General features: G+C 58.3%; 21 protein-coding genes and 1 tRNA gene. 20 read left to right on the forward strand and 2 right to left on the reverse strand.

The annotated features are described in order from the left end of the window. The first annotated feature begins 4 nt into the window (after window positions 1-4). The 13 genes from holA (at window position 5) to RAM15_RS03490 (ending at window position 13,723) form a co-directional block, all read left to right on the forward strand. On the forward strand, window positions 5-982 hold the full coding sequence (gene holA / locus RAM15_RS03430) for a DNA polymerase III subunit delta (protein ID WP_306222087.1): 978 nt from the start codon (window positions 5-7) through the stop codon (window positions 980-982). Continuing rightward, window positions 979-1,581, forward strand: coding sequence for a tRNA (adenosine(37)-N6)-threonylcarbamoyltransferase complex ATPase subunit type 1 TsaE (gene tsaE / locus RAM15_RS03435; RefSeq protein WP_306222089.1), 603 nt, complete (start codon window positions 979-981; stop codon window positions 1,579-1,581). The genes holA and tsaE overlap by 4 nt, the downstream gene beginning before the upstream one ends. After that, window positions 1,578-2,366 (forward strand): tRNA (adenosine(37)-N6)-threonylcarbamoyltransferase complex dimerization subunit type 1 TsaB, encoded by a 789-nt coding sequence (gene tsaB / locus RAM15_RS03440; protein ID WP_306222091.1) that lies wholly within the window; start codon window positions 1,578-1,580, stop codon window positions 2,364-2,366. The genes tsaE and tsaB overlap by 4 nt, the downstream gene beginning before the upstream one ends. Beyond that, window positions 2,363-2,875, forward strand: a complete 513-nt coding sequence (gene rimI, locus RAM15_RS03445; protein ID WP_306222093.1) for a ribosomal protein S18-alanine N-acetyltransferase — start codon at window positions 2,363-2,365, stop codon at window positions 2,873-2,875. Before tsaB ends, rimI begins: the two co-directional genes overlap by 4 nt. Next, window positions 2,868-3,911 carry a tRNA (adenosine(37)-N6)-threonylcarbamoyltransferase complex transferase subunit TsaD gene (tsaD, locus tag RAM15_RS03450; RefSeq protein ID WP_306222094.1) on the forward strand — a complete coding sequence of 348 codons (1,044 nt, stop codon included), beginning with the start codon at window positions 2,868-2,870 and terminating at the stop codon, window positions 3,909-3,911. Before rimI ends, tsaD begins: the two co-directional genes overlap by 8 nt. Window positions 3,912-3,989: 78 nt before the next feature. Beyond that, window positions 3,990-4,062, forward strand: a tRNA-Asn gene (locus tag RAM15_RS03455). A gap of 482 nt (window positions 4,063-4,544) precedes the next feature. After that, window positions 4,545-6,080, forward strand: a complete 1,536-nt coding sequence (gene arfA, locus RAM15_RS03460) for an arabinosylfuranosidase ArfA (protein ID WP_306222095.1) — start codon at window positions 4,545-4,547, stop codon at window positions 6,078-6,080. A 56-nt stretch (window positions 6,081-6,136) separates the two neighbouring features. Next, complete coding sequence (locus tag RAM15_RS03465; protein WP_306222097.1) at window positions 6,137-7,507, forward strand: ABC transporter substrate-binding protein; 1,371 nt, start codon at window positions 6,137-6,139, stop codon at window positions 7,505-7,507. Between the two features lie 59 nt (window positions 7,508-7,566). After that, on the forward strand, window positions 7,567-8,493 hold the full coding sequence (locus RAM15_RS03470; protein WP_306222098.1) for a carbohydrate ABC transporter permease: 927 nt from the start codon (window positions 7,567-7,569) through the stop codon (window positions 8,491-8,493). A 1-nt stretch (window position 8,494) separates the two neighbouring features. Then, window positions 8,495-9,394 (forward strand): carbohydrate ABC transporter permease, encoded by a 900-nt coding sequence (locus tag RAM15_RS03475; RefSeq protein ID WP_306222100.1) that lies wholly within the window; start codon window positions 8,495-8,497, stop codon window positions 9,392-9,394. A 152-nt stretch (window positions 9,395-9,546) separates the two neighbouring features. After that, window positions 9,547-10,641, forward strand: a complete 1,095-nt coding sequence (locus RAM15_RS03480; protein WP_306222102.1) for a LacI family DNA-binding transcriptional regulator — start codon at window positions 9,547-9,549, stop codon at window positions 10,639-10,641. Window positions 10,642-11,110: 469 nt separating this feature from the next. Next, the gene (locus RAM15_RS03485) at window positions 11,111-11,776 is read left to right on the forward strand and encodes a M23 family metallopeptidase (protein WP_306222104.1); all 666 of its coding nucleotides are present in this window, start codon (window positions 11,111-11,113) and stop codon (window positions 11,774-11,776) included. A 120-nt stretch (window positions 11,777-11,896) separates the two neighbouring features. Then, a complete protein-coding gene (locus RAM15_RS03490; RefSeq protein ID WP_306222241.1) occupies window positions 11,897-13,723 on the forward strand; it encodes an AMP-dependent synthetase/ligase in 1,827 nt (608 codons plus the stop codon). Here the strand turns inward: RAM15_RS03490 and RAM15_RS03495 are convergent. Together RAM15_RS03495 and RAM15_RS03500 are read right to left on the reverse strand one after the other, a co-directional pair. Next, window positions 13,693-15,240 carry a hypothetical protein gene (locus RAM15_RS03495; protein WP_306222242.1) on the reverse strand — a complete coding sequence of 516 codons (1,548 nt, stop codon included), beginning with the start codon at window positions 15,238-15,240 and terminating at the stop codon, window positions 13,693-13,695. The two genes, RAM15_RS03490 and RAM15_RS03495, sit on opposite strands and share 31 nt — an antisense overlap. Window positions 15,241-15,510: 270 nt before the next feature. After that, the gene (locus RAM15_RS03500; protein ID WP_306222105.1) at window positions 15,511-16,770 is read right to left on the reverse strand and encodes an NADP-dependent isocitrate dehydrogenase; all 1,260 of its coding nucleotides are present in this window, start codon (window positions 16,768-16,770) and stop codon (window positions 15,511-15,513) included. A 163-nt stretch (window positions 16,771-16,933) separates the two neighbouring features. On the opposite strand from RAM15_RS03500, the gene RAM15_RS03505 reads away from it, so the two are divergent. From RAM15_RS03505 to pyrH, 7 genes are all read left to right on the forward strand, one after another. Further along, window positions 16,934-18,058: a GuaB3 family IMP dehydrogenase-related protein gene (locus RAM15_RS03505; RefSeq protein WP_045924358.1), complete on the forward strand. Its 1,125-nt coding sequence runs from the start codon at window positions 16,934-16,936 to the stop codon at window positions 18,056-18,058. 199 nt (window positions 18,059-18,257) lie between these two features. Next, on the forward strand, window positions 18,258-18,812 hold the full coding sequence (locus RAM15_RS03510) for a hypothetical protein (RefSeq protein ID WP_306222106.1): 555 nt from the start codon (window positions 18,258-18,260) through the stop codon (window positions 18,810-18,812). Window positions 18,813-18,850: 38 nt separating this feature from the next. Then, a complete protein-coding gene (locus tag RAM15_RS03515) occupies window positions 18,851-20,833 on the forward strand; it encodes an AMP-dependent synthetase/ligase (RefSeq protein WP_306222107.1) in 1,983 nt (660 codons plus the stop codon). A 3-nt stretch (window positions 20,834-20,836) separates the two neighbouring features. Beyond that, window positions 20,837-21,319 carry a peptide deformylase gene (locus RAM15_RS03520; protein ID WP_015021747.1) on the forward strand — a complete coding sequence of 161 codons (483 nt, stop codon included), beginning with the start codon at window positions 20,837-20,839 and terminating at the stop codon, window positions 21,317-21,319. Between the two features lie 225 nt (window positions 21,320-21,544). Beyond that, window positions 21,545-22,414, forward strand: coding sequence for a 30S ribosomal protein S2 (gene rpsB / locus RAM15_RS03525; RefSeq protein WP_306222108.1), 870 nt, complete (start codon window positions 21,545-21,547; stop codon window positions 22,412-22,414). Between the two features lie 27 nt (window positions 22,415-22,441). Continuing rightward, the gene (tsf, locus tag RAM15_RS03530; RefSeq protein WP_306222109.1) at window positions 22,442-23,293 is read left to right on the forward strand and encodes a translation elongation factor Ts; all 852 of its coding nucleotides are present in this window, start codon (window positions 22,442-22,444) and stop codon (window positions 23,291-23,293) included. A 228-nt stretch (window positions 23,294-23,521) separates the two neighbouring features. Beyond that, window positions 23,522-24,277, forward strand: a complete 756-nt coding sequence (gene pyrH / locus RAM15_RS03535; RefSeq protein WP_306222110.1) for a UMP kinase — start codon at window positions 23,522-23,524, stop codon at window positions 24,275-24,277. Window positions 24,278-24,376: the final 99 nt, after the last annotated feature.

Raw genomic sequence — 24,376 nt, forward strand, 5'->3', positions numbered from 1 at the left:
AGTCATGACCAAAGCTCAGCAGGAGAACCCTTCCGTCCATCTGGTGGTCGGCGGCGATCCCTTCCTCAACGCTCAGCGTTTCAAGGAGCTGTGCGCGCAGGCATGCGCCGCCCATCCGGACAGCGAATACATAGAGCTGGACGCAGCAGACTGCGACGCGTACGCCTTTCAGGAGGCGGTCGGTCCCTCCCTGCTCAGTCAGACGTCTGTGGTTTGTCTGGATGATCTGCAGGCGGCTGATGAAGCCCTGAGCCAGGCTCTGATCGATTTCTGCCGTGAGAGCGCAGGGGCCGGATCCAGCATCGTCATCGCACGTCATGACGGGGGCAACCGGGGTCGCAGGCTTCTGGACCAAATGGCGCGGGCCGGAGCGGTGACGGAGCGGATGCCGGATCTGAAGAAGTTCGACGACAAGGTCGACTTCGTCTACGGGCGTTTCAAAGCCCATCAGCGCCGCATCCAGCCACGGGCTGCCCAGCGCCTGGTTGATGTCCTGGGCGAGCGCACTCCGGAACTGGCTGCCATGTGCTCCCAGCTCTGCTTCGATTTCGACCAGGATCCCATGACCTTGGAGATCGTCAACCGTTATCTGACCGATAACCCGGCTGTATCCGGTTTCGCGGTGGCGGACAGGGCCCTTGCCGGCAGTCCGGCCCAAGCCGTCGTCGCTCTGCGTACAGCCCTGGAGCAGGGCAACGAACCCGTCTCCCTGATTGGCGTACTGGCCCTGAAGCTGCGGACGCTGGGCAAGGAGGCGGCCATCGAGTCGGGATCCATTACCACAGCCGAGGCCAAGGCCGCCTACTGGCAGTTGCGGGAGGCCAAGAGACAGCTGCATGGATGGACCTCCGCCGGCCTGGCGGCCTGCATCGAGGCCTTGGCCCAAGCTGATGAGATCAGCAAAACCAGCAGCGGCGACGCCCGCTATGCCCTGGAACGGGCAGTGGAGCTGATCGCCGCCAAGGGAAGGACATTGGCATGAACTTGCAGGTCAGTGCCCGGCAACAGGACGGATTTGAACTGGCTGTGCCTACAGGCGAGGACATGCAAGGCCTGGGCAGAAACCTGGCCTCGTGTCTGCAAGGCGGGGACGTGATCCTCCTGTCCGGGCCTCTGGGTGCGGGCAAGACCACGCTGGCCCAGGGGCTGGGCCACGGACTTGGAGTGGACGGCCCTGTGGTCTCGCCCACCTTCACCATCGCAAGAGAGCTGCATGGCCATCTGTCCGACGGCTCGCCGGTTACCCTGATCCACGTGGATGCCTACCGGCTGGGTGGACAGGGCTATCTGCCTGGGGAGGATGCCGTGGATCGGCTCCTGGACGAGCTGGAGTCCCTTGGTCTGGATGAGGAATTGGAAGACCCGGGCCAAAGGACCATCATTCTGATGGAATGGGGCGAGCAGATGGCCTCTGTCCTGGCCGATCAACGTCTGGAAGTGACCATCGACCGACACGTGGATCCCCGGGAGGATCCTGAGGCGCCACCCAGCTCCCAGGGTCAGCGTATGGTACGTCTGCGTGGAGTGGGCCCGTCATGGGCCAATAGAATGGATCAGCTGAGAAAGGCGATGACGGCATGAGCGGGACCGATACGTCCCTTTTGGTGATCGATACCTCATATGGATCGACTGTGGGGCTGCCAGGGCGGGAGCCGTGCATCGAGACCGACTCGCGCTCGCACGTTGAACGCCTCCAGGTCAATATCGCCAAGGTCATGGATCAGGCTGGGCTGTCTGCAGACGATCTGCGGACCATCGTAGTGGGACTGGGGCCTGCGCCTTTCACCGGTCTGCGGGCAGGCATCGTCACCGCCAAAGCCCTGGCGTTCGCCACGGGTGCCCGTCTGCTGGGACAGGACATCCTGGAGCCGCAGGCCCGCTATGCCTACAGCAGGTTCAAGCAGCAGGGCCAAGACCATGCACGGCTTCTGGTTCTGGCTGTCAACGATGCTCGACGGCGGCAGCTCTATTACCGTCTCTTTGACGACTTCGGTGGCGCAGAGGCTCCGGCACGGCCGCTGACCGAAATGAGCATCGACTATCCGGCGGCTATTTGTGAGAAGATCGCGGCCATTGCGGAAGAGCGGGAGTCTGTGGATCAGGACCCTGTCACTCTGGTCATCAGCGGCCATGGAGCCACCCGCTATGCCGACCAGTGGGAGCGTCTGGATCAGCATTCCGATATGCGGGTTGTGCTGGACGAAGGATCCTTCCTGGAGGATCGGACACTGGGGACGGGCCTGATGGCTGCTTGCGCTACCAGACGTGCCCAGCATGGGCTGATCGACCCGGTGGAGCCACTTTATCTTCGCCGGCCGGATGTCTCCGTGCCCAATCCGCTTAAGCATGTGGCAGTCCAATCATGATCCGCAGGGCGGTCTTGGAGGATCTGGACCGGTTGGTCGATCTGGAATCGCGCGTCTTCGGCGACCAGGCCTGGAGCCGGCAGGAGCTGCGGTTCGAGTTGTCTGCGCCTTCACGCACCTACCTGGTATGGGAAGACCAGGGTGCCATACTGGGCTACGGAGGCTATTGGTCAGGCGAAAGGGATGCCGAGCTGATGACTATCGGGGTGCTGCCGGAAGCCCGGCATCGCGGCATTGCAGGATCTCTGCTGGCCAGGATAATTACCGGAGCCGATCGCGAGGGTCTGCAACGCATGAACCTGAAGGTCCGCGTAGACAACCCTGCGGCCATTGACCTCTACAAGGACTTCGGCTTCTCACAGACGGGTCTGTGCAAGGGCTACTATCAGCCTGAGGATGTTGACGCCTGGGCTATGACCAGACCTTTAAGCTCGGTTGGATCGGGTCCGGTGGGTTTTGTCAGCAACAAGCTTTCGGAGGGACAGGAAAGGATCATTGACCATGAGTGAGCCCCTGGTGCTGGGCATCGAATCCACCTGCGACGAGACCGCTGCCGCCCTGGTCCAGGGCAACCGACTGCTGTCCGACGTGGTCGCATCCTCCATGAACGAGCACGCCCGCTACGGCGGCGTCATACCTGAGATCGCCTCGCGGGCACACGCTGAGTCCTTTGTGCCGGTCGTCTCCAAGGCCCTGAAGGATGCGGACATGGACCTGTCCCAGGTGGATGCCATAGCGGTCTCGGCTGGTCCTGGACTGGCTGGATGCCTGGCTGTAGGCGTTTCCGGTGCCAAGGCGCTGGCTTGGGCGGCGAAAAAGCCCTTGTATGGCATCAACCACGTCATAGGACACATAGCGGTCACCCAGCTCCAGTTCGGCCCCTTCCCTCAGAATGCCCTGGCCCTGATCGTCTCCGGCGGTCACACCTCACTGCTGCATGTGGATGATCTGGCGCGATCGGTCCAGGTGGTGGGCACCACCTTGGACGACGCGGCGGGGGAGTGCTTCGACAAGATCGCCCGTCTGCTCGGCTTTCCCTATCCGGGCGGCCCCCACATCGACCGCCACGCCCGTCTGGGCGATCCTCATGCCATCGCCGTGCCCCAGGGGCTGACCAAGGGCCGGGCCGGAGCCGAGCATCCCTATGACTTCAGCTTCTCCGGGGTCAAGACGGCCGTGGCTCGATGGGTCGAACGCAGACAGCAGGCCGGGCTCGACATTCCCGTGGATGATGTCTGCGCCTCCCTGGCTGATTCCGTGGCCACGGTCCTGTCCCGCAAGGCCATGGCCGCCTGCCACAGGTTCGGCACGGATACCCTGATTGTCGGCGGCGGGTTCTCGGCCAATTCGCAGCTGCGTGGCAAGCTCCAGGAGTTCGGCGACCAGGAGGGCATCAAGGTCCGCATTCCGAAAATCAACCTGTGCACGGACAACGGCGCCATGGTGGCCATGCTGGGCGTCAATCTGGTTCAGGCCGGACTGGCTCCCTCTGCTCCTGACTTCTCCATCGATTCGGCCATGCCCATGGACAGGATTCTCATGTAATCGACACGCCAAGTTGTCGGATACGAGAGTCCTGACTATAGTATGGTAATTGTGTTCAGCGAGAGTTGAACGGGACATTCCCGCATAGCTCAGTTGGCAGAGCGTTCGACTGTTAATCGAAATGTCGCTGGTTCAAGCCCAGCTGCGGGAGCTTCCAACCGCCGGTCCTCCGGCGGTTTTTCTTTATATAAGCATACTGGTGCTATCTGCAACGAACAGGTTCGTCATTGCAATGGGCTAGCTTATTGGTTTCGACTGAGTGGCTGACAGGAGATAGTCGTGGCTCTGCCTCTCTATGTATTTCCTTTAACTCAGTGAATAGATAGTCGACTTTGAGCTGTACCTATGGATACAGCAGTCATAAGACCCGACAGATCCCTCAAACATCGTGTAGCTGCGGATGGCGTGTCGCGCTTCTTTTCAGGCAAATTAGAACAACGTTGTATGTGTTGTTGAATCAGCTCTTTCTTTTTGTTGTATAGTGTAGGCAGTGATGTGCAGGGTTGCACGAAGAAAAGCGAGGCAAAGAAATGATACTTCTTCATATTTCGTAGTGAAAACAACGTTGTACTCAAAACGTAAAACCCTGCACTGCTGATAGACACAAAAGGCAGGGGGAAGGAGACCAGATCCATGGAAGAACGGCAACAATCAAAGCCTGGAAAAGCGCATCTGATTCTGGACACGCGGACAAGGTCCATTCCCATCAATGAACGCATTTTCGGCTCGTTTGTTGAGCATTTGGGTCGTGGTATCTATACAGGCATCTATGAACCAGACCATCCGACTGCGGACAAGGCGGGATTCAGACAGGACGTCATTGATTTGGTAAAGGAGCTTGGTGTCACTGCCATCCGCTATCCCGGCGGGAATTTTGTATCCGGGTATCGCTGGGAGGATGGTGTCGGTCCGCGCTCCGAACGTCCTAAGCGTATCGATCTGGCCTGGCATTCGGGCGAAAGCAATGAATTCGGTCTTCATGAGATGGCGGATTGGCTGGATGAGTTGGGCGGCAACGAGCTCATGGAAGCTGTCAATCTTGGTACACGGGGTATTCAAGAGGCCCTTGATCTACTTGAGTACGCCAATATTCCTTCTGGCACGGCTTTGTCTGACATGCGTCGACGCAATGGCCGTGAGCAACCGTTTGGAATTCGAATGTGGTGCTTAGGCAATGAGATGGATGGTACTTGGCAGATCGGGCACAAGACCGCCCACGAATACGCCAGACTGGTTGCTCAGACTGCAACGGCGATGCGCATGGTCGACCCCGATCTAGAGTTGGTGGCCTGTGGCTCTTCTTCGCACAGTATGCCTACATTTGGTGAATGGGAACGGACTGTACTGGAGGAAGCCTACAATCAAATCGACTTCATCTCCTGCCACGCGTATTATGAGCCGCACAATCGTGATATGGCTAGCTTCTTGGCTTCCGGCGTCGATATGGATGAGTTCATCCGCGATGTGGCTTCGGTCATAGCTGCAGTTCGAGGCAGACTCAAGAGCAAGCATCAGGTCTATATATCTTTCGATGAATGGAATGTCTGGTATCAGGATGCAGAACCGAGTAAGCCTCCAGTAGGCATAGGCAACTGGCCTCAGGGTTCCAGACTTCTGGAAGATATATATTCGGTTGCTGATGCAGTGGTGTTTGGCGATCTACTGATCACCCTGCTCAGAAATGCTGATATCGTGCATTCCGCCAGTCTGGCTCAGCTGGTCAACGTCATTGCACCCATCATGACAGAACCCGGCGGCCCTGCTTGGAGACAAACCATCTTCTTCCCATTTGCTCTGACTGCCAAATACGCCAAGGGTGGCAGTGTCTTACCCTCTCAGGAAGATGCTGAAACATGCGAAACCAGCCAATACGGCGATGTGCCGATGACGGACTCTGTGGTGGTCAGAGGAGCTGATGGTTCGCTGACTGTTTTTGTTGTCAACCGCAGTCTTGATCGGAGCGTGGAGTATCGTTCCGACCTTTCTGGACTTTATAAAGCTGGGAAAGTGGTTGTCCAGAGCCTTCATGATGACGATGTTGATGCTCGCAATACGCTTGAGGATCCCGAACGTATCGGTTTGCAGACGCGTAAGGACTTTACCTTTGAGAACGGCAAACTGAGCATCATGCTTCCTCCGGTTTCGTGGACGGCTATCCACTTAGATTGATAATTACAAATTGTTGGTTTCCACATATATTCAAAGGAGAAATAATGAGGAGAACTGTGAAAATCATTGCAGCGGCACTCTCGGGAGTCTTGGCGATTTCCATGGCTGCCTGTGGCGGTGGCGGAGGAGCCAAGAATGAAAGTCAGGCTGAGCACAGCGATAAAACTGCGAATGCTAATGCTCAATGCCAGAACAAGGTCAAGAAGCCAAATGCAGAAAAGGTTACCGTATGGGCCTGGTATCCGGCCATTCAGAAAGTAGTCGATGACTACAACGAGAATCATGATGATATTCAAGTGTGCTGGACGAATGCTGGTCAGGGAAGTCCCGAGTACACCAAATTCAATAATGCTATAAAAGCCAAGTCCGGCGGTCCTGACATCATCCAGCTTGAGTATGAAGCAATGCCGCAATTTGTCGCGGGAGCTCAAAAGCATCTGGTTGACCTCAGCAAGTATGGCATGAATGATCACAAGCAGGAGTACACGGAAGGCGCCTGGAAGAGCGTGAGCATGGGCGGCGGCAACTCCGTTTATGGCGTTCCTGTCGATCTTGGTCCCTTCGTCATGTATGTGCGTCAGGACATCTTCGATAAATACCACGTCAAGGTTCCTACTACTTGGAAGGAATTCGAGCAGGCAGGCAAGGATCTTAAAGCTGCTGGTTTCGACGGATTCCTGAGCGATTGGGCTCCTAACGGCACTGCTGTCAATCCTGCACTTTTTGCTCAGGCAGGAGAGAAAGTATACGAGTATTCGTCAAAGACGCCTGACAAGGTAGGTATTAAGTTGGATACCCCAGGCGTGCAGAAGGTTCTAGAATACTGGCAGAACCTGGTCAAGGAGGGTCTGGTCGACACCACGGACGCCAATACGACCGACTGGAACAACAATATGATTTCCGGCAAGTATGCCGCCTATGTTCAGGCTTCCTGGCTGACTGGCTACATCAAGGGTTTGGACAATTCTTCAAGCGGCAATTTCAGGATTTATAAGGCGCCGGTTTGGGATGACTCCACGCCTCAAGTCAACCAGGGAGGATCTGCTTGGGCTGTAACTGATCAGGCCAAAGACACCAAAGCAGCGGCCAGCGTTGCTCACGATCTGTTCGATTCAGATACAGCACAGCATATCGGTGTCACCGATGGTGCTTTGTTCCCATCTTGGAAGAAGCAGCTCGCATCGGATGCTTTCAAGAACATGCAAGAGCCATTTTTGGGTAACCAAAAGCCTAATGAAGTCACTATTCCAGTGGCAAATGCCTGGAAAGGCGACGAGTTCCTGCCCTTCCAGACTTATGCCTATGACGAACAGACTAAGTCTTTCTCTGCGATCGTTAAGAAAGGCAATGATTGCAAGGAGACCCTGAAGACTCTGGAAACCAAGCTGAACAATTATGCCAAGCAACAAGGTTTCACTACAGAGTGACTGCTCATTTAATTGGAGGGATGTCGTCATCGGTATCCCTCCTTTTAGGAGGTTCTGAAATGGCTTCGAACGCAATAGACAAGCCCAGAAAGACGAAATCCAATGTCGGCAGCAGTCATAGAGGGATGTGGGGCTGGTTCTTTACTGCTCCTTTTGGGGTCATCTTTCTGTTGTTCCTTGTGATACCGCTTGCTTACGCATTCTATGTATCGTTGTTTACTTATACACAGGTCAAAGGGGAGTCCTTCTCGGGGTTCGCCAATTATCAGCGCGTTTTTACTGACTCGATATTTCTGGTCGGTATGGGCCGCGTCATTCTTTACACCGTTGTCATGGTTCCGATCCAGCTGGGACTAGCGCTGATATTCGCTCTGCTCCTAGACTCCTTTAAGAACAAGTTTGCCTCAGTTTCCCGGCTGGTTATCTTCCTGCCTTATGCAATTCCTGGAGTCATCGGTGCATTGATGTGGGGATTTATGTACTCCAAGAATATGGGCCCGTTTACTACCATATTCGGGCTGTTTGGAATGCAGACCCCCGGATTCCTTACTGCCAACGGCATCTTCGGTTCATTGGTCAATGTCGTGACATGGCAATGGACGGGTTACTACATGGTGATTTTATATTCGGCCCTGCAGTCCATTCCGCATGAACTCTACGAGTCGGCCAGAATAGATGGGGCATCAGAACTGAAGATTGCTACAAGGATCAAAGTGCCGATGGTCTCAGGATCATTGGTCATGGTGACCATCTTCTCGCTTATCGGCACCCTGCAGTTCTATACAGAACCCACCATTTTGCGTAATCAGGCGCCGACGGTCATACCGCCGGAGTACACGCCCAATATGTATGCGCAAGCTCTTGCTTTCAATTACAACCAGACCAACTACTCTGCTACGGTTTCATTCGCGCTGGGACTGGTCGTGGTGATATTCAGCGTTTTGTTCATGAGACTGACTCGTAATCAGTCTGGATTGGAGGACTGACATGTCAGCCACAAGAACAAGCGGCGTTCGCAGAAGCGCCAGACGCATTCAAGGTAATACCAGCGTTTTCGTTTATGTAGTACTGATATTGGCCATGGTCTACTTCCTCCTGCCTGTATGGTGGTTGATCGTCGCTTCCACAAAGTCAAATTCGGGATTGTTCTTCGGTGCCCATGGCTCTATGTGGTTCGATAAGGATTTCGACCTTTGGAAGAACATCGGTCAGCTTACGAGCTATCAGGATGGCATTTATTGGCGTTGGATTTTCAACTCCTTCCTATACGCTCTTGTAGGAGGGTTCGGCGCCACAGTAGTGGCGGTTATGGCTGGATATGGTTTCTCCAAGTTCAGATTCCGCGGGCGAAATCTGTACTTCAACATCGTTCTCGGTGCTTTGATGATTCCTTCGACAGCCTTGGTGATACCCACGTTCCTGTTGATGTCTGACATTGGTATGACCAACACCATTTGGGCTGTGCTTTTGCCATCCCTGCTTAATCCAATGGGTGTTTACTTGATGAGAATCTACTGCATGCAATCCCTACCCGATGAAATGATTGAGGCGGCTCGAGTTGATGGGGCAGGTGAGTTGAGAACTTTCACACAAGTTTCTCTGCCTATTATGACCCCAGCAATTACTACAGTCTTTCTGCTTTCCGTCGTCGGTGCTTGGAACAACTTCTTCCTGCCCCAGGTTGTTCTCACTAATCCAAAGTTGTTCCCGATTACGGTCGGGCTGACCCAATGGCAGACAAAATCCCAGGCCGGAGCAGCATCAGAACAGGTTTGGAATCTGGTGACTTCTGGAGCCTTCATCTCGATCATTCCCATGGTCTTGGCTTTCCTCTTCCTACAAAGGTACTGGGTAGGAGGATTGACGGCCGGATCTGTCAAATCATGATTCAAGGGAGGCCTGATGTTAAAGCTACATTTTCTTAGTTGAGATAAACTGAAAATAGAATTGTTGTTACGTATTCCGAATTCGCACAAGTTCACTATGCGGAGTTGTGCGAATTCGGAATATATGTAATTGCCGATTGGTAAGGGGCTCTATTGACAACCAGAGTGACTATCAAGGATGTAGCCAGGCATTCTGGTGTTTCCATCAAAACAGTGTCCAATGTTATCAACGGTACTGGCAGCATGCGTGATTCCACCAGAAAACGCGTGCAGGACTCCATTCGTGAACTTGGCTACATGGTCAATGTATCGGCCCGTTCATTAAAAACGGGTGCGACTAAACTTTTAGGTCTGGGAATTTTCGATTTTTCGCAGCCATTCGCCCCTTATTTGGCAGATAAGGTCATAGACATATCACGAAAACATGGATATGGAACAGTAATTAGCACTTACGGGTCGGACGGATCAGGTCTGCCTGTCATCATGGATGAAATCACTCAGCTATCAGCAGATGGGTGGCTGCTTTTTTCGGACCAACCTTTAAAGAATGAAGGCATCATCCTTGATCAGCCCTATCCTATTGTTCTAGCCGGTGATTACAACTCTTATGATCGTGTTGACTGGGTGACTATGCCTAATACGAGAGCCATTCGGTATGTCACAGGCAGGTTGCTCGATATGGGATGTCGTCATATAGCAGTCTTCGGTGCACCGGAAAAGCCAAAGACGCGCAATGAATACATGTGCGCTACTGAAGGCCTGCAGGAACTGAGGATTAGGGGATATATCGAGGCCTTCGAAGAGCGGGGACTATCGGTGGATTGGCAGATGCTCCTGCCCAAGGATTGGATGGAAGGAGTTAGCGGCGTACAGGCTGTGACACAAATGTTGTCCAGAGGTATACGTCCGGATGCGATTATTTGCTTGACTGATGCCATGGCACTGGGTGCCTTGCATGGTTTGCAGAACGAGGGAATTCGTATTCCTGAAGATGTCCAAGTCGTGGGGTTCGACGATGTGCCGGAATCGTCTTACTCGACTCCATCGCTAACCACCATTGATCCGTGCCTGAATGACTATGTTGAGCATGCAATTGATATGTTGATTGAGCGCATCAATGGGTACAAGGGCAAACCGAGGACTTTTGTAACCGATTTCCGGCTCGTAGAGCGTGATTCGACCTTGGCTTTCCCAACAGAAAAACATACTGTAGCAGTGACTGCAACAAACCAAGCAGATGCGGCTTGACCTTTGAATGTGATTCGATACTTGCAAGAATGAGATTATTTGTTGAAGTATTTTTTAGTGAATTCAGTTTAAGACTGGCCATCTCTATGATTCATTGATTTTAATTCGCCGAATTGTCTAGTAGCCTGGAAGTTGTTTCTCAATGGTGTATCTATATTAGATGAAATGTACATGAGGATCTATATGCATTCAATAACTGTTAGCGTGGCCTTTACCTACTTTTATTAGAAGGGTTCTCGGTTTACGAAATATAAGATTCAGTCAACGCTTTTGACAAATCTTTTCCTCATTCCTTGCACTCTTGCACTCTTGCACGAACGATCACTATTAGGTTCCTCGCTGGACGAACTGTGCACGACTCCATATTCGACCACATGTTCCTGCTTGATTATTGCGGTTCCGGCATCAAGTCCATCATGATGGTGGACGCTCAATCGGGCATCCGTGATGACGGAATGAAGGTGCGATTATGGCCTGTGCGCGTGACCATAAGAAGAAGGGCATCCAGAGGGTTACCGGCCGGATGCCTGACATGCCTTCCGGCTGTCGGCCTCCCTGGTTCCCCAGGTCCCTGCTGGCATTGATGCTGGCCTTGGTCCTGTCGGCCGGAGGGCCTACGGCAACCGTCGCGGCTCAGCCTGCGCCGACCCTGCCTTCGGCTGCAGCTCCGGCGCAGATTGATCGAGTTACCTCATCGACCTCTGCCTGCCGCCGGGGCTGGCTGTGGCCCCTTGAACCTCTGCCTGGCGACAAGGCTGTTCCGCAGGTTATGCGTCCCTTCGATCCTCCGGATCATCCATGGCTGAGCGGTCATCGCGGGATTGATCTGGCAGTGCAACAAGGCAGGCGCATCCGGGCCCCGGCAGACGGTGTCATCACTTTCACCGGTTCTGTAGCAGGCAAGGACGTGGTCTCCATTCGTCACGGCAAACTGACCTCCACCTATGAGCCAGCGAAGAGCTCGTTGCCGGAGGGAACCCGGTTGCAGGCAGGCACAGTCTGGGGAAAAGTAGATGGGGTCTCTGACCATTGTGACCAAGATTGCCTGCACTGGGGGCTGAAAGATGGTCACAATCACTATCTGGATCCAGGCGCTAAAGTCGGACGGCATCGCATTCGTCTCAAGCCTCTATAGGAGTGCAGGGGTCCGCCTGCAAGACTCGCGCGTCTGCAGACCAAGTATATCGCAGGCCCGGGGGAGCGGTTAGAATCGTAAAGCATAACGCCGTTTCAGCAGGGAGTGGTCATGCAGAACATGCAGCAAGAATTTACGCGTCCGCTTGAGAAGCCCATAGACGCCGATGCCGGTGTCTTCTCCCTGCTTGAGGACAGGGTGAAGCGCCTGGGCGACGATCCTCTGATCGAATACCGGAGCGGACGCGAGTGGAACACGATAACGGCCCGGGAGTTTCGCGACCGTGTGGTCGCGCTGGCCAAGGGGCTTATGGCCCGGGGGGTAGACCGGGGGGATTCAGTGGCTATCGTCTCGCACACCCGGTGGGAATGGACTGCCCTGGACATGGCCATCCTGGCTATCGGGGCCGTGACGGTGCCGGTCTACGAGACCGACTCTCCCGATCAGATTCGGCGCATCTTCAACGACTCCCATGTCGGCATGGCCTTTCTGGAGGATGACGACATGAGGGCCCGGGTGGATGCGGTTCGCTCCCAGTGTGCCTATCTGAATGACTTGTATGTGATCACCAGGGGAGCGCTGACCACCATGACCGCCTACGGACGGGCGGTGGACCAGGCAGACTTCCAGGCCCGTGCCGACTCGGTGCAGGGTTCCGACTTGGCCACCATCGTCTATACCTCAGGCTCCACGGGCAAGCCCAAGGGCATAGAACTCAGTCATAGCAACATCGTCTTCACCGTTCGTTCGGGTACCCAGGCAGTCCCTGACATCTGCCTTGGTGAGGGCAGACGGCTTCTGCTCTGCCTGCCCCTGGCCCACGCCTTCGCCCGTTGTCTGCAGTTCTTCGCCATCGCCACGGATCTCACTCTGGGGCTTACCGGGTCCATCCGCAATCTGTTGCAGGACATGCAGACCTTCAAACCCACTTTCATCCTGGCTGTGCCGCGGATCTTCGAGAAAATCTACAACGCTGCCTCCCAGCGGGCCGGAACAGGTGCCAGGGGCAGGATTTTCCTGGATGCCGCAGGTGTGGCCAGGCAGTGGTCTCGTCATCAGCAGACCGGAAGCCGGGTTGCCATGTCGCTGAAGACCAAGCACCTCATGTATACGGGCACCGTCTACGATCCCATCCTGGAGGCCTTGGGCGGCCGGGTCCGGTATGCCATTTCGGGCGGCGCCCCCCTGGACAGGGACATTGCGGACTTCTTCAATGGCATAGGTCTGCCCCTGCTGGAGGGCTATGGCATGACCGAGACCATGGGTCCGGTGACGGTCAACCCCACTGAAGGCTACAGGCTGGGCACCATCGGCCTGCCCATGCCCGGCATCACCGTGGGCATCGACCAGGAGGGCCAGCTATGCGTCAAGGGCCCCGATGTCTGCATGGGCTACCACAACCATCCGGAAATCACCACCAGGCAGATTCGCGACGGCTGGCTGCTGACCGGCGATCTGGGCAGTCTGGACGAGGACGGGTTCGTTCGGTTGACCGGCCGGCGCAAGGAGATCATCATCACAGCAGGGGGTAAAAACATTTCGCCGTCGTTGCTGGAAACAGCCGTTGAACGTTCGCCCATCATCAGCCATTGCATGGTCATCGGGGACCGCAGGCCTTTCATTTCGGCCCTGATCACCCTGAATCTTGAGGAGGTCAACAGGTGGTTGAGGGACCAGGGCGCTGAACCCTTGGACGATGCCGCTTCGGCTGGGGAGAACCCCATCATCCGCACGGAGATCGATCGTGCGGTAGACGCGGCCAATGCTCAGGTCTCCCGGGCCGAGGGGATCCGTCGCTATCTGATTCTGGACCAGGACTTCACTCGTGAAAATGGACTGCTCACCGCATCATACAAGCCCCGTCGTCAGGAGGTTCTCAAGCGGTATGAAGACCAGATCGAGCAGAGGATCTATGCTCAAAGACCTGCGTCGGCTGGCTTGATGTAGCCTGTATCAATCAGAGCCGCCTTGAGATTGGAGGCTGAAACCGCAACCAGTGGCCTTGACAGGCGGCGCAGTTGCTTGCCGTCTTGGTTGACAGTCTGGATCGTATCCATGGCTGGCACCTTGCCCTGGCTGTTGAGTCCGACACAGGCCTTGGCAATATCAGCCGCAAGCCCCTGTCTGTCCTCCAGACCAGTCATCCACTGCCGTCCGTCCACGATTTGAGGGATGTTGTCGACGTAGGCGCCGTATCCACTGATGATGGGCCAGGCAGCGTGGTCGTCCGAGGGTGTGGAATCCTGAGTCCTGCCCGTGCCCTGTGAAGGATCCGCCTGCGACCCCGTCGGATTCTGCGCTGTAGGACTCTGAGCGGGTTTGGGCACGCGATTCCGGTGCAGATCCTGGCGACCGACCATGGATCCCACAATGCCTGATATTGAGATCTCTGGGTTGACGTCCGCTGAAGAACCCCGATATCCCAGATCCCCGAGCTCAGAGACCACACCGGAAACAATGAAGTCGTTCATGGCCAGAATGCCGTCCACCTCGGTGTGGGTCTTGGCGCCATCGTTCATGGCCAGGCGGGTCGCCAGCTCTTTGCCGGTAGCCGAAGCGTCCTTGCCCGGATCGAAGGCGATCGCCTGCCAGTCCTTCTCGGTGCTGTCTGCCTTCAGAAGCCCCGAGGGGCTGACAGCCCGTCCATCCTTGAAGTAGGGCCCCAGCACCTGCCAGATTCCAGCGAAAGCCTGGGCGGGGAAGGAATGCTGTTCATCCTGATCCTCTTGCTGGTTCCGCTCAGCCTGGCCTGCTTCACCGCCCTTGTCAGCAGGGGATTCATCAGATGATGCATCAGTTGTCCGGTTCGGCAGCAGAATCTCGATGCGGCAGGGGTTGTCCTTGCTGGCCTTGTCCAGCTCCAGCTTGCTGGCCAGCTTGTCCGCCTGCATCTGACCAATGGCCCGTGCATCGGACAATTGCACGAACAGATCCGGCTGGATGCCCGGCACTTGGTTGGCCAGCAGAACCACATGCATGCCGGCGCCCGAAGCCAGACGCAGAGACGAGACCAGACGTGCCCGCGCCTTGTCTTTGGAGTCGGCAACCAGAGACTTGCTGATATAGTCGCCATACTGGCGGGTAATGGAGTCAGGCGAGGTCATGGGTGCCACCACCAGTGTGGTCGGCTCTGAAGCCTTCCCGGTCTTGCGTTCTGAAAGACGGTTGACCAGGTAATCCTGCAGCTCCTTGCTCTGATCCTCCAGATTTCCGCTGGTGTAGGTGTCGATGTGTTTATCGGAAAGATGCTCCTTGGCCAGTGCTGCCTTGAGCTCAGGAACCAGCGCGGCCCACTTGTTGATGGGCGTGTGCTGGGAGAGCGTGATGCCGTCGGAGGGAGTGAAAATGGCCACCCGACCGGGGACATCAGCGGCCGCAGTGGTTCCCTGGCTCTGCGGGGCGCTCGGAGACTGCTGTCCACTGCCCGAGGCCGGACCACCGCAAGCAGCAGCCGAGGCTACCATGGCCAGGCCTGCCAGCAGGGCCAGCAAGCTGGACAAACGCCGTGCAAAGCCGGTCTTCTTCACGTTCGCTCCTTCGTTCCGACAGGGCCTGACTCTGGCCGGGTCCCGAGCAACCATTCTATGGGCTCTCGGGCAGGAGCGTATGAAGGGTCGATGTTTCGCGTACACGGTCCTCGCTGATGGGACAGACAGTGAAGGCGGATCTGAAAAGATCAACCGCCTGCAATAACCGTCCGCAATGGCAAAAGGCGGGTGTTTTTCTTTGATCTGCTAGTCTGCTTTGGCCGCCTTGTGTCCCTTGGCCCCTGCGGCACCTGAAGACATACGCTCGGCAAGAGCATGGTCCAAGGCGTCCATGAACCCTTCGGTGTCCAGCCAAGGCTGATCAGGACCTACCAGACTGGCAAGATCCTTGGTCATGCGACCGGAGCGAACGGTCTCGATGACCACGGATTCCAGTGTTTGCGCGAACTCGGCCACCTTGGGTGTCTCATCCAGCCGCGCCCGCTGCTTGAGTCCGCCGGTCCAGGCGAAAATGGAGGCGATCGGGTTGGTGGAGGTGGTTTCCCCCTTGAGCCAGCGCCGGTAATGCCTGGTCACGGTCCCATGGGCGGCCTCGGCTTCAACGGTCTGCCCGTCGGCCGTCATCAGCATGGAGGTCATGAGGCCAAGAGACCCGAACCCCTGAGCAATTGCATCGGACTGGACATCGCCGTCGTAGTTCTTGCAGGCCCAGACGTAGCCGCCCTGCCACTTGAGCGAGGAGGCCACCATGTCGTCGATCAGCCGATGCTGGTATGTCAGTCCTTCTTGCTCGAACCGGCTCTGGTATTCCTGCTCGTAGACCTGGGCGAAAATATCCTTGAACCGGCCGTCATAGGCCTTGAGGATGGTGTTCTTGGTGCTCAGGTAGACCGGATAGTGCCTCTGCAGGGCGTAGTTGAAGCAGGAGCGGGCGAAGTCGCGGATGGAGTCGTCGAGGTTGAACTGTACCTGGGCCACGCCTGGACCTGGGTAGACGGTCACCTCCCGTGTCACCGGGTCGCTCCCGTCTTCAGGAGTGAAGACGACGCTGAGCTTTCCCGGCCCCGGAACGGTGAAATCAGTGGCCTGGTATTGGTCGCCGAAGGCATGTCGGGCCACTACGATGGGCTTTGACCACCCGGGAACCAGCCGGGGGATGTTATCGATGACGATGGGCTCGCGGAAGATGGTTCCGCCAAGAATGTTGCGGATGGTGCCGTTGGGCGACTTCCACATGCGCTTGAGACCGAATTCCTTCACCCTGGCCTCGTCCGGGGTAATGGTGGCGCACTTGACGCCCACGTGCTCGCGCTGAATGGCCTGGGCCGCCTGCACGGTGACCTTGTCGTCGGTGGCGTCCCTGTTGCGGATGCCCAGGTCGTAATAGTCCAGGTTCACGTCCAGATAGGGCAGAATCAGCCGTTCCTTGATCATTTTCCAGATGACCCTGGTCATCTCGTCACCGTCGAGCTCGACGATGCGTCCTTTCACGGCGATCTTGTCCATGGCGGCCTCCTATCGGTCGGCGGGTCGGGGGCCGGATCCTGCTCCCGGTGCCGCAGTTGCGCTTGCGAACTGTTCTATCCCAAGTTTGTTACTCTCTGTTCCCAGGCTCGTAACTCGTTCGTAGCACGCCGGAGCGTCATCATGAGGCGCTAGGCTGGCAGACATGACACAGGATATCGAAATCGGTCTCGGCAAGAAGGCCACGGTGGCCTACACGCTCGATGATGTCTCCATACTCCCCTCCAGAAGGACCCGGGATCCCCAGGATGTCTCCACAGCCTGGCAGGTGGATGCCTACGAGTTTGACCTGCCCTTGCTGGCGGCGCCCATGGACTCGGTGACCAGCCCTGAGACGGCCATTGCTCTGGGACGATTGGGTGGACTGGGCGTGCTGGACCTGGAGGGGCTGTGGACCAGATACGAGGATCCGCGCCCCCAGCTGGATCGGATCGCCCATGCCTCGCCGGAGCAGGCGACCGGGGTCATTCAGGAGGCCTACCGGGAACCGGTCAAGGCGGAGCTGATCACCCGCCGTCTGCAGGAGATCCGCAAGGCCGGGGTCACGGTGGCCGGAGCCCTGTCCCCTCAGCGCACCCAGGAGTTCTATACCACAGTGGTCGATGCGGGCGTGGACCTCTTCGTGATCCGAGGAACAGCGGTCTCGGCCGAACACGTCTCCACCAGCCATGAGCCTTTGAATCTGAAGAAGTTCATCTACGACCTGGACGTTCCGGTCATCGTCGGAGGGGCCGCCACCTACCAGGCTGCCCTGCATCTGATGCGCACCGGTGCCGCCGGGGTGCTGGTCGGGTTCGGCGGGGGAGCCTCCTCCACCGATTCCGCCACCATCGGAATCCAAGCGCCTATGGCCACTGCCATCTCGGATGTGGCCGAGGCGCGTCGCGACTACTTGGACGAGTCGGGCGGACGTTACGTTCAGGTCATCGCCGACGGGGAGACCGGTACCTCGGGTTCCTTCGTCAAGGCCTTGGCCATGGGGGCCGACGCGGTCATGCTGGGCACGCCCCTGGCCAAGGCTACGGAGGCTCCCGGCCAGGGCATGCACTGGGGGGCCGAGGCTCATCATCCCGAACTGCCAAGGGGTCGCAGGGTCCAGGTCGGCCAGGTGGGGAGCTTGGAGCGCATACTCTTCGGTCCCAGCGACCGCACCGACGGCAGTCTGAATCTGATCGGGGCGCTTCGCCGGGCCATGGCTTCCACCGGTTATGTGGATGTCAAGAACTTCCAGAAGTGCCGTGTGGCAGTGACCCCCGGCCCCCGCTGCTGAGCAGAACAGGGCATTCACGGTCCATTTATCCACAATCTGTCTAAAGGCCGGTCCAGGTTGACCACATTCCTGAACCGGCCTTTACAATCCCTCAGCGCATTCCTACTCTGGACGTATTCGCTGTCGTTGCGTCGGTTGCCCAGTGCGCCTCGCCGGCATGGGAGGGGGGACAAGCACATCGGAGTGCGAGGAGAGAAGTATGACGGAGTATATGGATCTGGCACCGGTCTGGGATCAAGATCAAGCAACCGAGGAGTCGGCAGAACAGGAGAATGGCGGTTGGTGGCCGTCTACCTGTACGCAGGTGCCGCTGGGACTTGGCGACATCAATCTGACCGTGCGAACGGTCAACTTCATTCGGCCGGGGGATGCTGCCGGGCATGAGGGTCTGTCTGCGGATCTCAAGCGTATTCTTGTCAATCTGTGCGCCTTGGCATCCAGGGTCTTCGATGTGTTGCGGGGTCGTTTGCCTATGAAGAGCCTGGACCGTGTGCTCAACCGCGTCTGCATGGAACGATTGGCCCTGCTGGCCCAGTTGCTGCGGGATCGGCATCTGGGCATGGTCCGCACGGCGGATCATGTCGGCATGACATACCTGCCGCTGATTCCTAAACTGGTCGAGCTCTACCGCGTAGACCGTGACCGGTACGAAACCACCATCGGATTTCTGGTCGGCGAGCGCACAGTGCTGACCAACCTGATCGTCGCCAGAAGCGGTTCGCGCTGGGTTTGCGTCCGCTTCGACATGGGCTAGGCGGCGGCTTTGGCGGGGTGACCCATATGATGGTGGGTATGTTGCGTGAATATACGGTCGAGCTTCAACACCCGACGACGGACAAGGACACCATCTATTCACTCCTGGCAAAACGCACCGCCCGCGATCCTGAGGAGCTGGTTGCCCAGTGGCAGGATCCCATGACCCGAAACTGGCACGATGTCAAGGCAGGGCAGATGTCCGCACGGGTACGCGCCGTGGCCAAGGGCTTGATGGCCCTGGGCGTGGAAAAGGGCAGTACCGTGGTCATCTACGCCTCCACCAGTTACGACTGGGGGGTCACAGACTTCGCCTGCGCTGCCATCGGGGCGGTCTCTGTGCCCATCTATGAGACCGACTCGCCCAACCAGGCCCAGAAGATCGTCCAGGACGTGGACTGTGTCCTGGCCTTTGCCGGCGACTCTGAGCACGCGCAGATCCTGGAGCAGGTCCGGGGGTCCTCGCCCAAGCTCAAGTACGTCTTCAATTTCGAAGCCGGGGGCTTGAACGCAGTCAGTGAATTCGGCCAGGGGATAGAAGACGAGCGCCTGGATCAGGCCATCGCCCAAGTCAAGGCCGACGATCTGGCCACCATCGTCTACACTTCGGGCTCAACTGGTGAGCCCAAGGGCGCCATGCTCTCCAACCGGAACTTCGTCCACATCGTCTTCGTGGGCTGGGATGTGCTCTACCACATGCTGGCAGCGCCCTCCCGCCTGATGCTCTTCCTGCCCCTGGCCCACTGCTTCGCCCGCTACATCCAGTATGTGGCCATCGGTGCCCAGGGCGTGGTCGGGTACGTCTCCAACGCCAAGCATCTGCTGACCGACCTGCGCACCTTCCGGCCCACCTATCTGCTGGGCGTGCCCCGCGTCTTCGAAAAGGTCTACAACGCCGCCTCGCAGAAGGCCGGCACAGGCTTGGCCGGCAAGGTCTTCGCCAAGGCCACCAAGCACTTCATCAAGTGGTCCAAGGACGAGCAGGAGGGGAGCGGCCATTCGCCGCTGACACGCTTGGCCCACGCCTTCTACACCAAGACAGTCGGCAATACGATCGAGTCCGCTCTGGGTTCCAACCTGAGCTACCTGGCCTGCGGCGGCGCGCCCATGAATGCCGACCTGGCCCACTTCTTCAACGGGATCGACGGCATCACCTTCATTCAGGGCTACGGGATGACCGAGACGGCGGCCCCCTGCATCGTCAACTTCGAGGACGCCAATGAGGTTGGGTCGGTCGGCCGCCCTGGCTCGGGCATTACGGTCAGGCTGAGCGACGACGATGAGCTCCTGGTCAAGGGCCCCAGCGTCTTCATGGGCTATTACCACCAGCCCGAGCTTGATTCCACCGTGCTCGATAAGGACGGCTGGCTGCACACCGGAGATCTGGCCCAGATCGACGACCAGGGCTTCGTCTTCATCACTGGCCGCAAGAAGGATGTCATCATCACCGCCGGCGGCAAGAACGTGAGTCCGGCGCCTTTGGAGGATGTCATCAGCACCTGCCCCATAGTCTCCCAGGCCGTGGTCGTGGGCGACGGCAGGCCCTTTGTGGGCGCCCTGGTCACCCTGGATGCCGGGATGCTGAAGTCCTGGCTGACCTCCCAGGGCCTGGACGCTGACATGAGCATGGAGCAGGCCAGCCATAACGAGGCCATCCATGCTTTCATCCAGCAGTATGTGGACAAGGCCAACTGCAACGTCTCGCGGGCCGAGTCGGTGCGCAAGTTCCTGGTGCTGGACAAGGACTTCAGCCAGGAGGACGGCACCCTGACCCCCAGCCTGAAGGTCGTGCGCCCCGAGGTGCTCCGCCAGTATGCCGAACTCGTGGACAAGGTCCTCTATGCCCCCAGGACGCCTGCCAAGCCGGCCGCCAAGGAGAACGACATCGTCAGCAGGGCTCGGACCACCATGAGCGACTCCCTGGCCAGCATGACCGGACGCATGCGTGATGTCCGCCAGGAGGAGGAAGCGGCCCCGGAGGACGAGAAGGACGGCCGCGACGGCCGGGATGACGAGGAGTAAGCAGTGGCGATTCGTACAATCAGAGTGGTTCCAGATCCGGTTTTGCGCACCCCCTGCGATCCAGTGACCAGCATCACCCCGGCTGTGCGCAGTCTGGTGCGTGACCTGGTAGACACCGTGGACGACCCGGGCCGGGCCGGCCTGTCGGCCAACCAGATCGGCGTGGGCCTGCGTGTCTTCTCCTACAACATCGGCGGCAAGGTGGGCTACATCATCAATCCGGTCATCGACAAGACCTCCGGCGAGCAGTATGGCGAGGAGGGGTGCCTGTCCCTGCCCAACCTCTGGTATCCGACCAGGCGGGCCGACTACGCCCGAGCCCACGGCATCGACTTGGACGGCAAGACGGTGACTCTTGAAGGCCATGGCATCATGGGGCGGATGATCCAGCACGAGTGCGACCATCTGGACGGCCATGTCTATGTGGATCGGCTGGAGAGCGACGTTCGCCGCAAGGCCATGCAGCAGCTCAGATCAGCCAGGTAGGCAGAGGGCGAACGCGATACCCGAGGTCATTGGCCTCGGGTATCATGGTAATTCGGCGTGTCATTGCGCAGGTCTGCTGTCACGGGCGGGCAAGCGCGCCAAGAGTATTCCCGAACGCACGCCGCAAATTCGCGCCATGTCCGCGACGTCCTGTGTCGGTCGGCTCCTCGGAGTTGCACGCAGGTGCACATGGCCAGGCAATAACCGACAATGAAAGGTACGGACATGGCACAGATCACCATGAGCGAAATGCTGAAGGCCGGCGTCCACTTCGGACACCAGACCCGTCGTTGGAACCCCAAGATGAAGCAGTACATCCTGATGGAGCGCAACGGCATCCACATCATCAACCTCTTCAAGTCGCTCGGTCTGATCGACAAGGCCTATGACTTCATCAAGCAGACCGTGGCCCACAACGGCACCGTGCTCTTCGTGGGGACCAAGAAGCAGGCCCAGGAGGCCATCAAGGCCCAGGCCACCCGGGTGAACATGCCCTACGTCTCCGAGCGCTGGCTGGGCGGCATGCTGACCAACTTCCAGACCGTGACCAAGCGGGTCGGCCGCTTGAAGGAACTGGAGGAGATGGACTTCGACGACGTGCACGGCTCGGGGCTGACCAAGAAGGAGCTCCTGCTCCTGCGGCGCGAGAAGGACAAGCTGGAGCGCCAGCTGGGCGGCATCCGCAACATGAACCGCACCCCTTCGGCCCTGTTCGTGGTCGACATCAACAAGGAGGCCCTGGCGGTCTCCGAGGCCAACAAGCTGGGCATTCCGGTGGTGGCCCTGGTGGACACCAACACGGATCCTGAGCTCGTCACCTACCCCATTCCGGCCAACGACGATGCCATTCGCGGCGTCGAGCTGCTGACCAGGCTGATGGCCGATGCCGTGGCCGACGGTCTGCTGGAGCGCTCCGGCAAGGCCGCCAAGACCGAGGAGGCCTCCGACCAGCCCATGGCCGAGTGGGAGAAGAACCTGCTGGAGAACAAGGACGGACAGCCGCAGGAGCAGGCCCAGGAGACCGCCCAGGCTCCCCAGGCCGAGCAGCCTGCGCAACCGCAGCAGGAGACCCCCGCTGCTGATCAGGCCGCCTGAAATCTGGCGTCTAGATAGGAGAGTTTCATGGCAAAAATCACCGCTGCACTGATCAAGGAGCTGCGTGATCAGACCGGCGCCGGCATGATGGACGTCAAGAAGGCCCTGACCGAGGCCGAGGGCGACATGGCCCGCGCCAAGGAGATCATCCGCGCCACCGGCATCCAGGCCGCAGGCGCCCGTGAGGGCCGCAAGGCTCAGGAGGGCCTGATAGCCTCCACCGTCGTCGAGGGCGAACAGGGCCAGATCGGCTATGCCGTCGAGCTCAACTCCGAGACCGACTTCGTGGCCAAGACCCCTCAGTTCATCGAGTTCGGCCAGGAGGTCATCGACGACGTGGCCAAGGCTGATGCCTCCAACGCCGAGCAGGTCGATGCCGCTCCATCCAAGTCGGGCACCGTCAAGGAGACCGTTGAGGAGGCCGGCGCGCTCTTCCATGAGCACGTCAAGGTCGGCCAGGTGGCCCGGGTCGAAGGTCCCCGTGTGGAGATCTACGCCCACCGCAAGTCCGTGGAGATGCCTCCATCCATCGTGGCCATGATCGCTACTGACGAGGCCGGCGCCCAGGTGGCCCATGAGGTGGCCCTGCAGATCTCCGCCATGAGCCCCAAGTGGCTCAGCCGCGAGGATGTGCCCGCCGACGTGGTGGAGTCCGAGCGTCGCGTGGCTACCGAGAAGTCCCAGGCCGAAGGCAAGCCCGAGAAGATCATTCCCAAGATCGTCGAGGGGCGCCTGAACGCCTTCTTCAAGGAGACCGTCCTGCTGGAGCAGCAGTACGTCAAGGACACCTCCAAGACCATTGGCGACCTCTTCAAGCAGGCTGGCGGCAAGGCCCTGGCCTTCGCCCGTCTCGAGGTCGGCAAGGGCGACGAGGAGTAGTCGGTAGCCCAGCAGTGTCTTGGGTCGTCGCGTCCGATCCTGTCTGAGGGATAGACAGACGGCCGGCATTGATGATGACTGACGATAGGGGAGTGGCTTTTGTGGCCGCTCCCCTTCTTTCGTCCTGGGCCTATCACCTCAGCATGCTCAAGGAGGGGTTGTCGCGCAGCCTCGATACCCTATTAGCGGCGTATTCCGCCCGTCATCATGTCTGGAGAAAGGGTTTTTATGACCGGATCCGATTCAGCGCAAAACCCAGCATCGCCTCGTCGTGTGCTGCTCAAGCTCTCCGGAGAGGCCTTCGGGGGAGGCGAGGTCGGCATCGACGTACAGGTGGTCAAGCGGGTGGCCAAGGAGATCGTCCAGGCGGTGCAGAGCGGCGTTCAGGTGGCCATCGTGGTAGGCGGCGGCAACTTCTTCCGCGGAGCCGAGCTCAGCCAGGCCGGAATCGAACGCTCGCGCGGCGACTACATGGGCATGCTGGGCACGGTCATGAACTGCCTGGCCCTGCAGGACTTCCTGGAGCAGGATGGGCAGGCCACCAGGGTGCAGACAGCCATCACCATGGGCCAGGTTGCCGAGCCCTACATCCCGCTCAAGGCCATCCGTCACCTGGAGAAGGGACGCGTGGTCATCTTCGGCGCCGGATCCGGCATGCCGTACTTCTCAACCGACACGGTCTCCATCCAGCGGGCCCTGGAGATTCATTGCGTCGAGGTCCTCATGGGCAAGAACGGCGTGGACGGCGTGTACACGGCAGATCCCAACAAGCAGGCTTCTGCGCGCATGTTCACCAATCTGAGCTACCAGCGGGCCTTGGTGGACAATCTGGCTGTCATGGATGCGGCAGCGCTGTCCATGGCCAGGGACAACGACATGCCCATCCGCGTCTTCGGACTGGAGGGTGAAGGCAATGTGACCGGAGCGCTCAGGGGCCAGCGCCTGGGCACCCTGGTCCACGGTGGTCCTGATCGTACCCTGTGACCGGTTGCGGGCACACCCCGCGCCGCTTGGCCCCTGTGGCCCCATGGCCGTAGAGTATAAGAATGACGGACCTCGCGCGCACAGGCGGATGGTCCATAC

The organism is Bifidobacterium asteroides, from assembly GCF_030758775.1.
Lineage (GTDB): Bacteria > Actinomycetota > Actinomycetes > Actinomycetales > Bifidobacteriaceae > Bombiscardovia > Bombiscardovia kimbladii.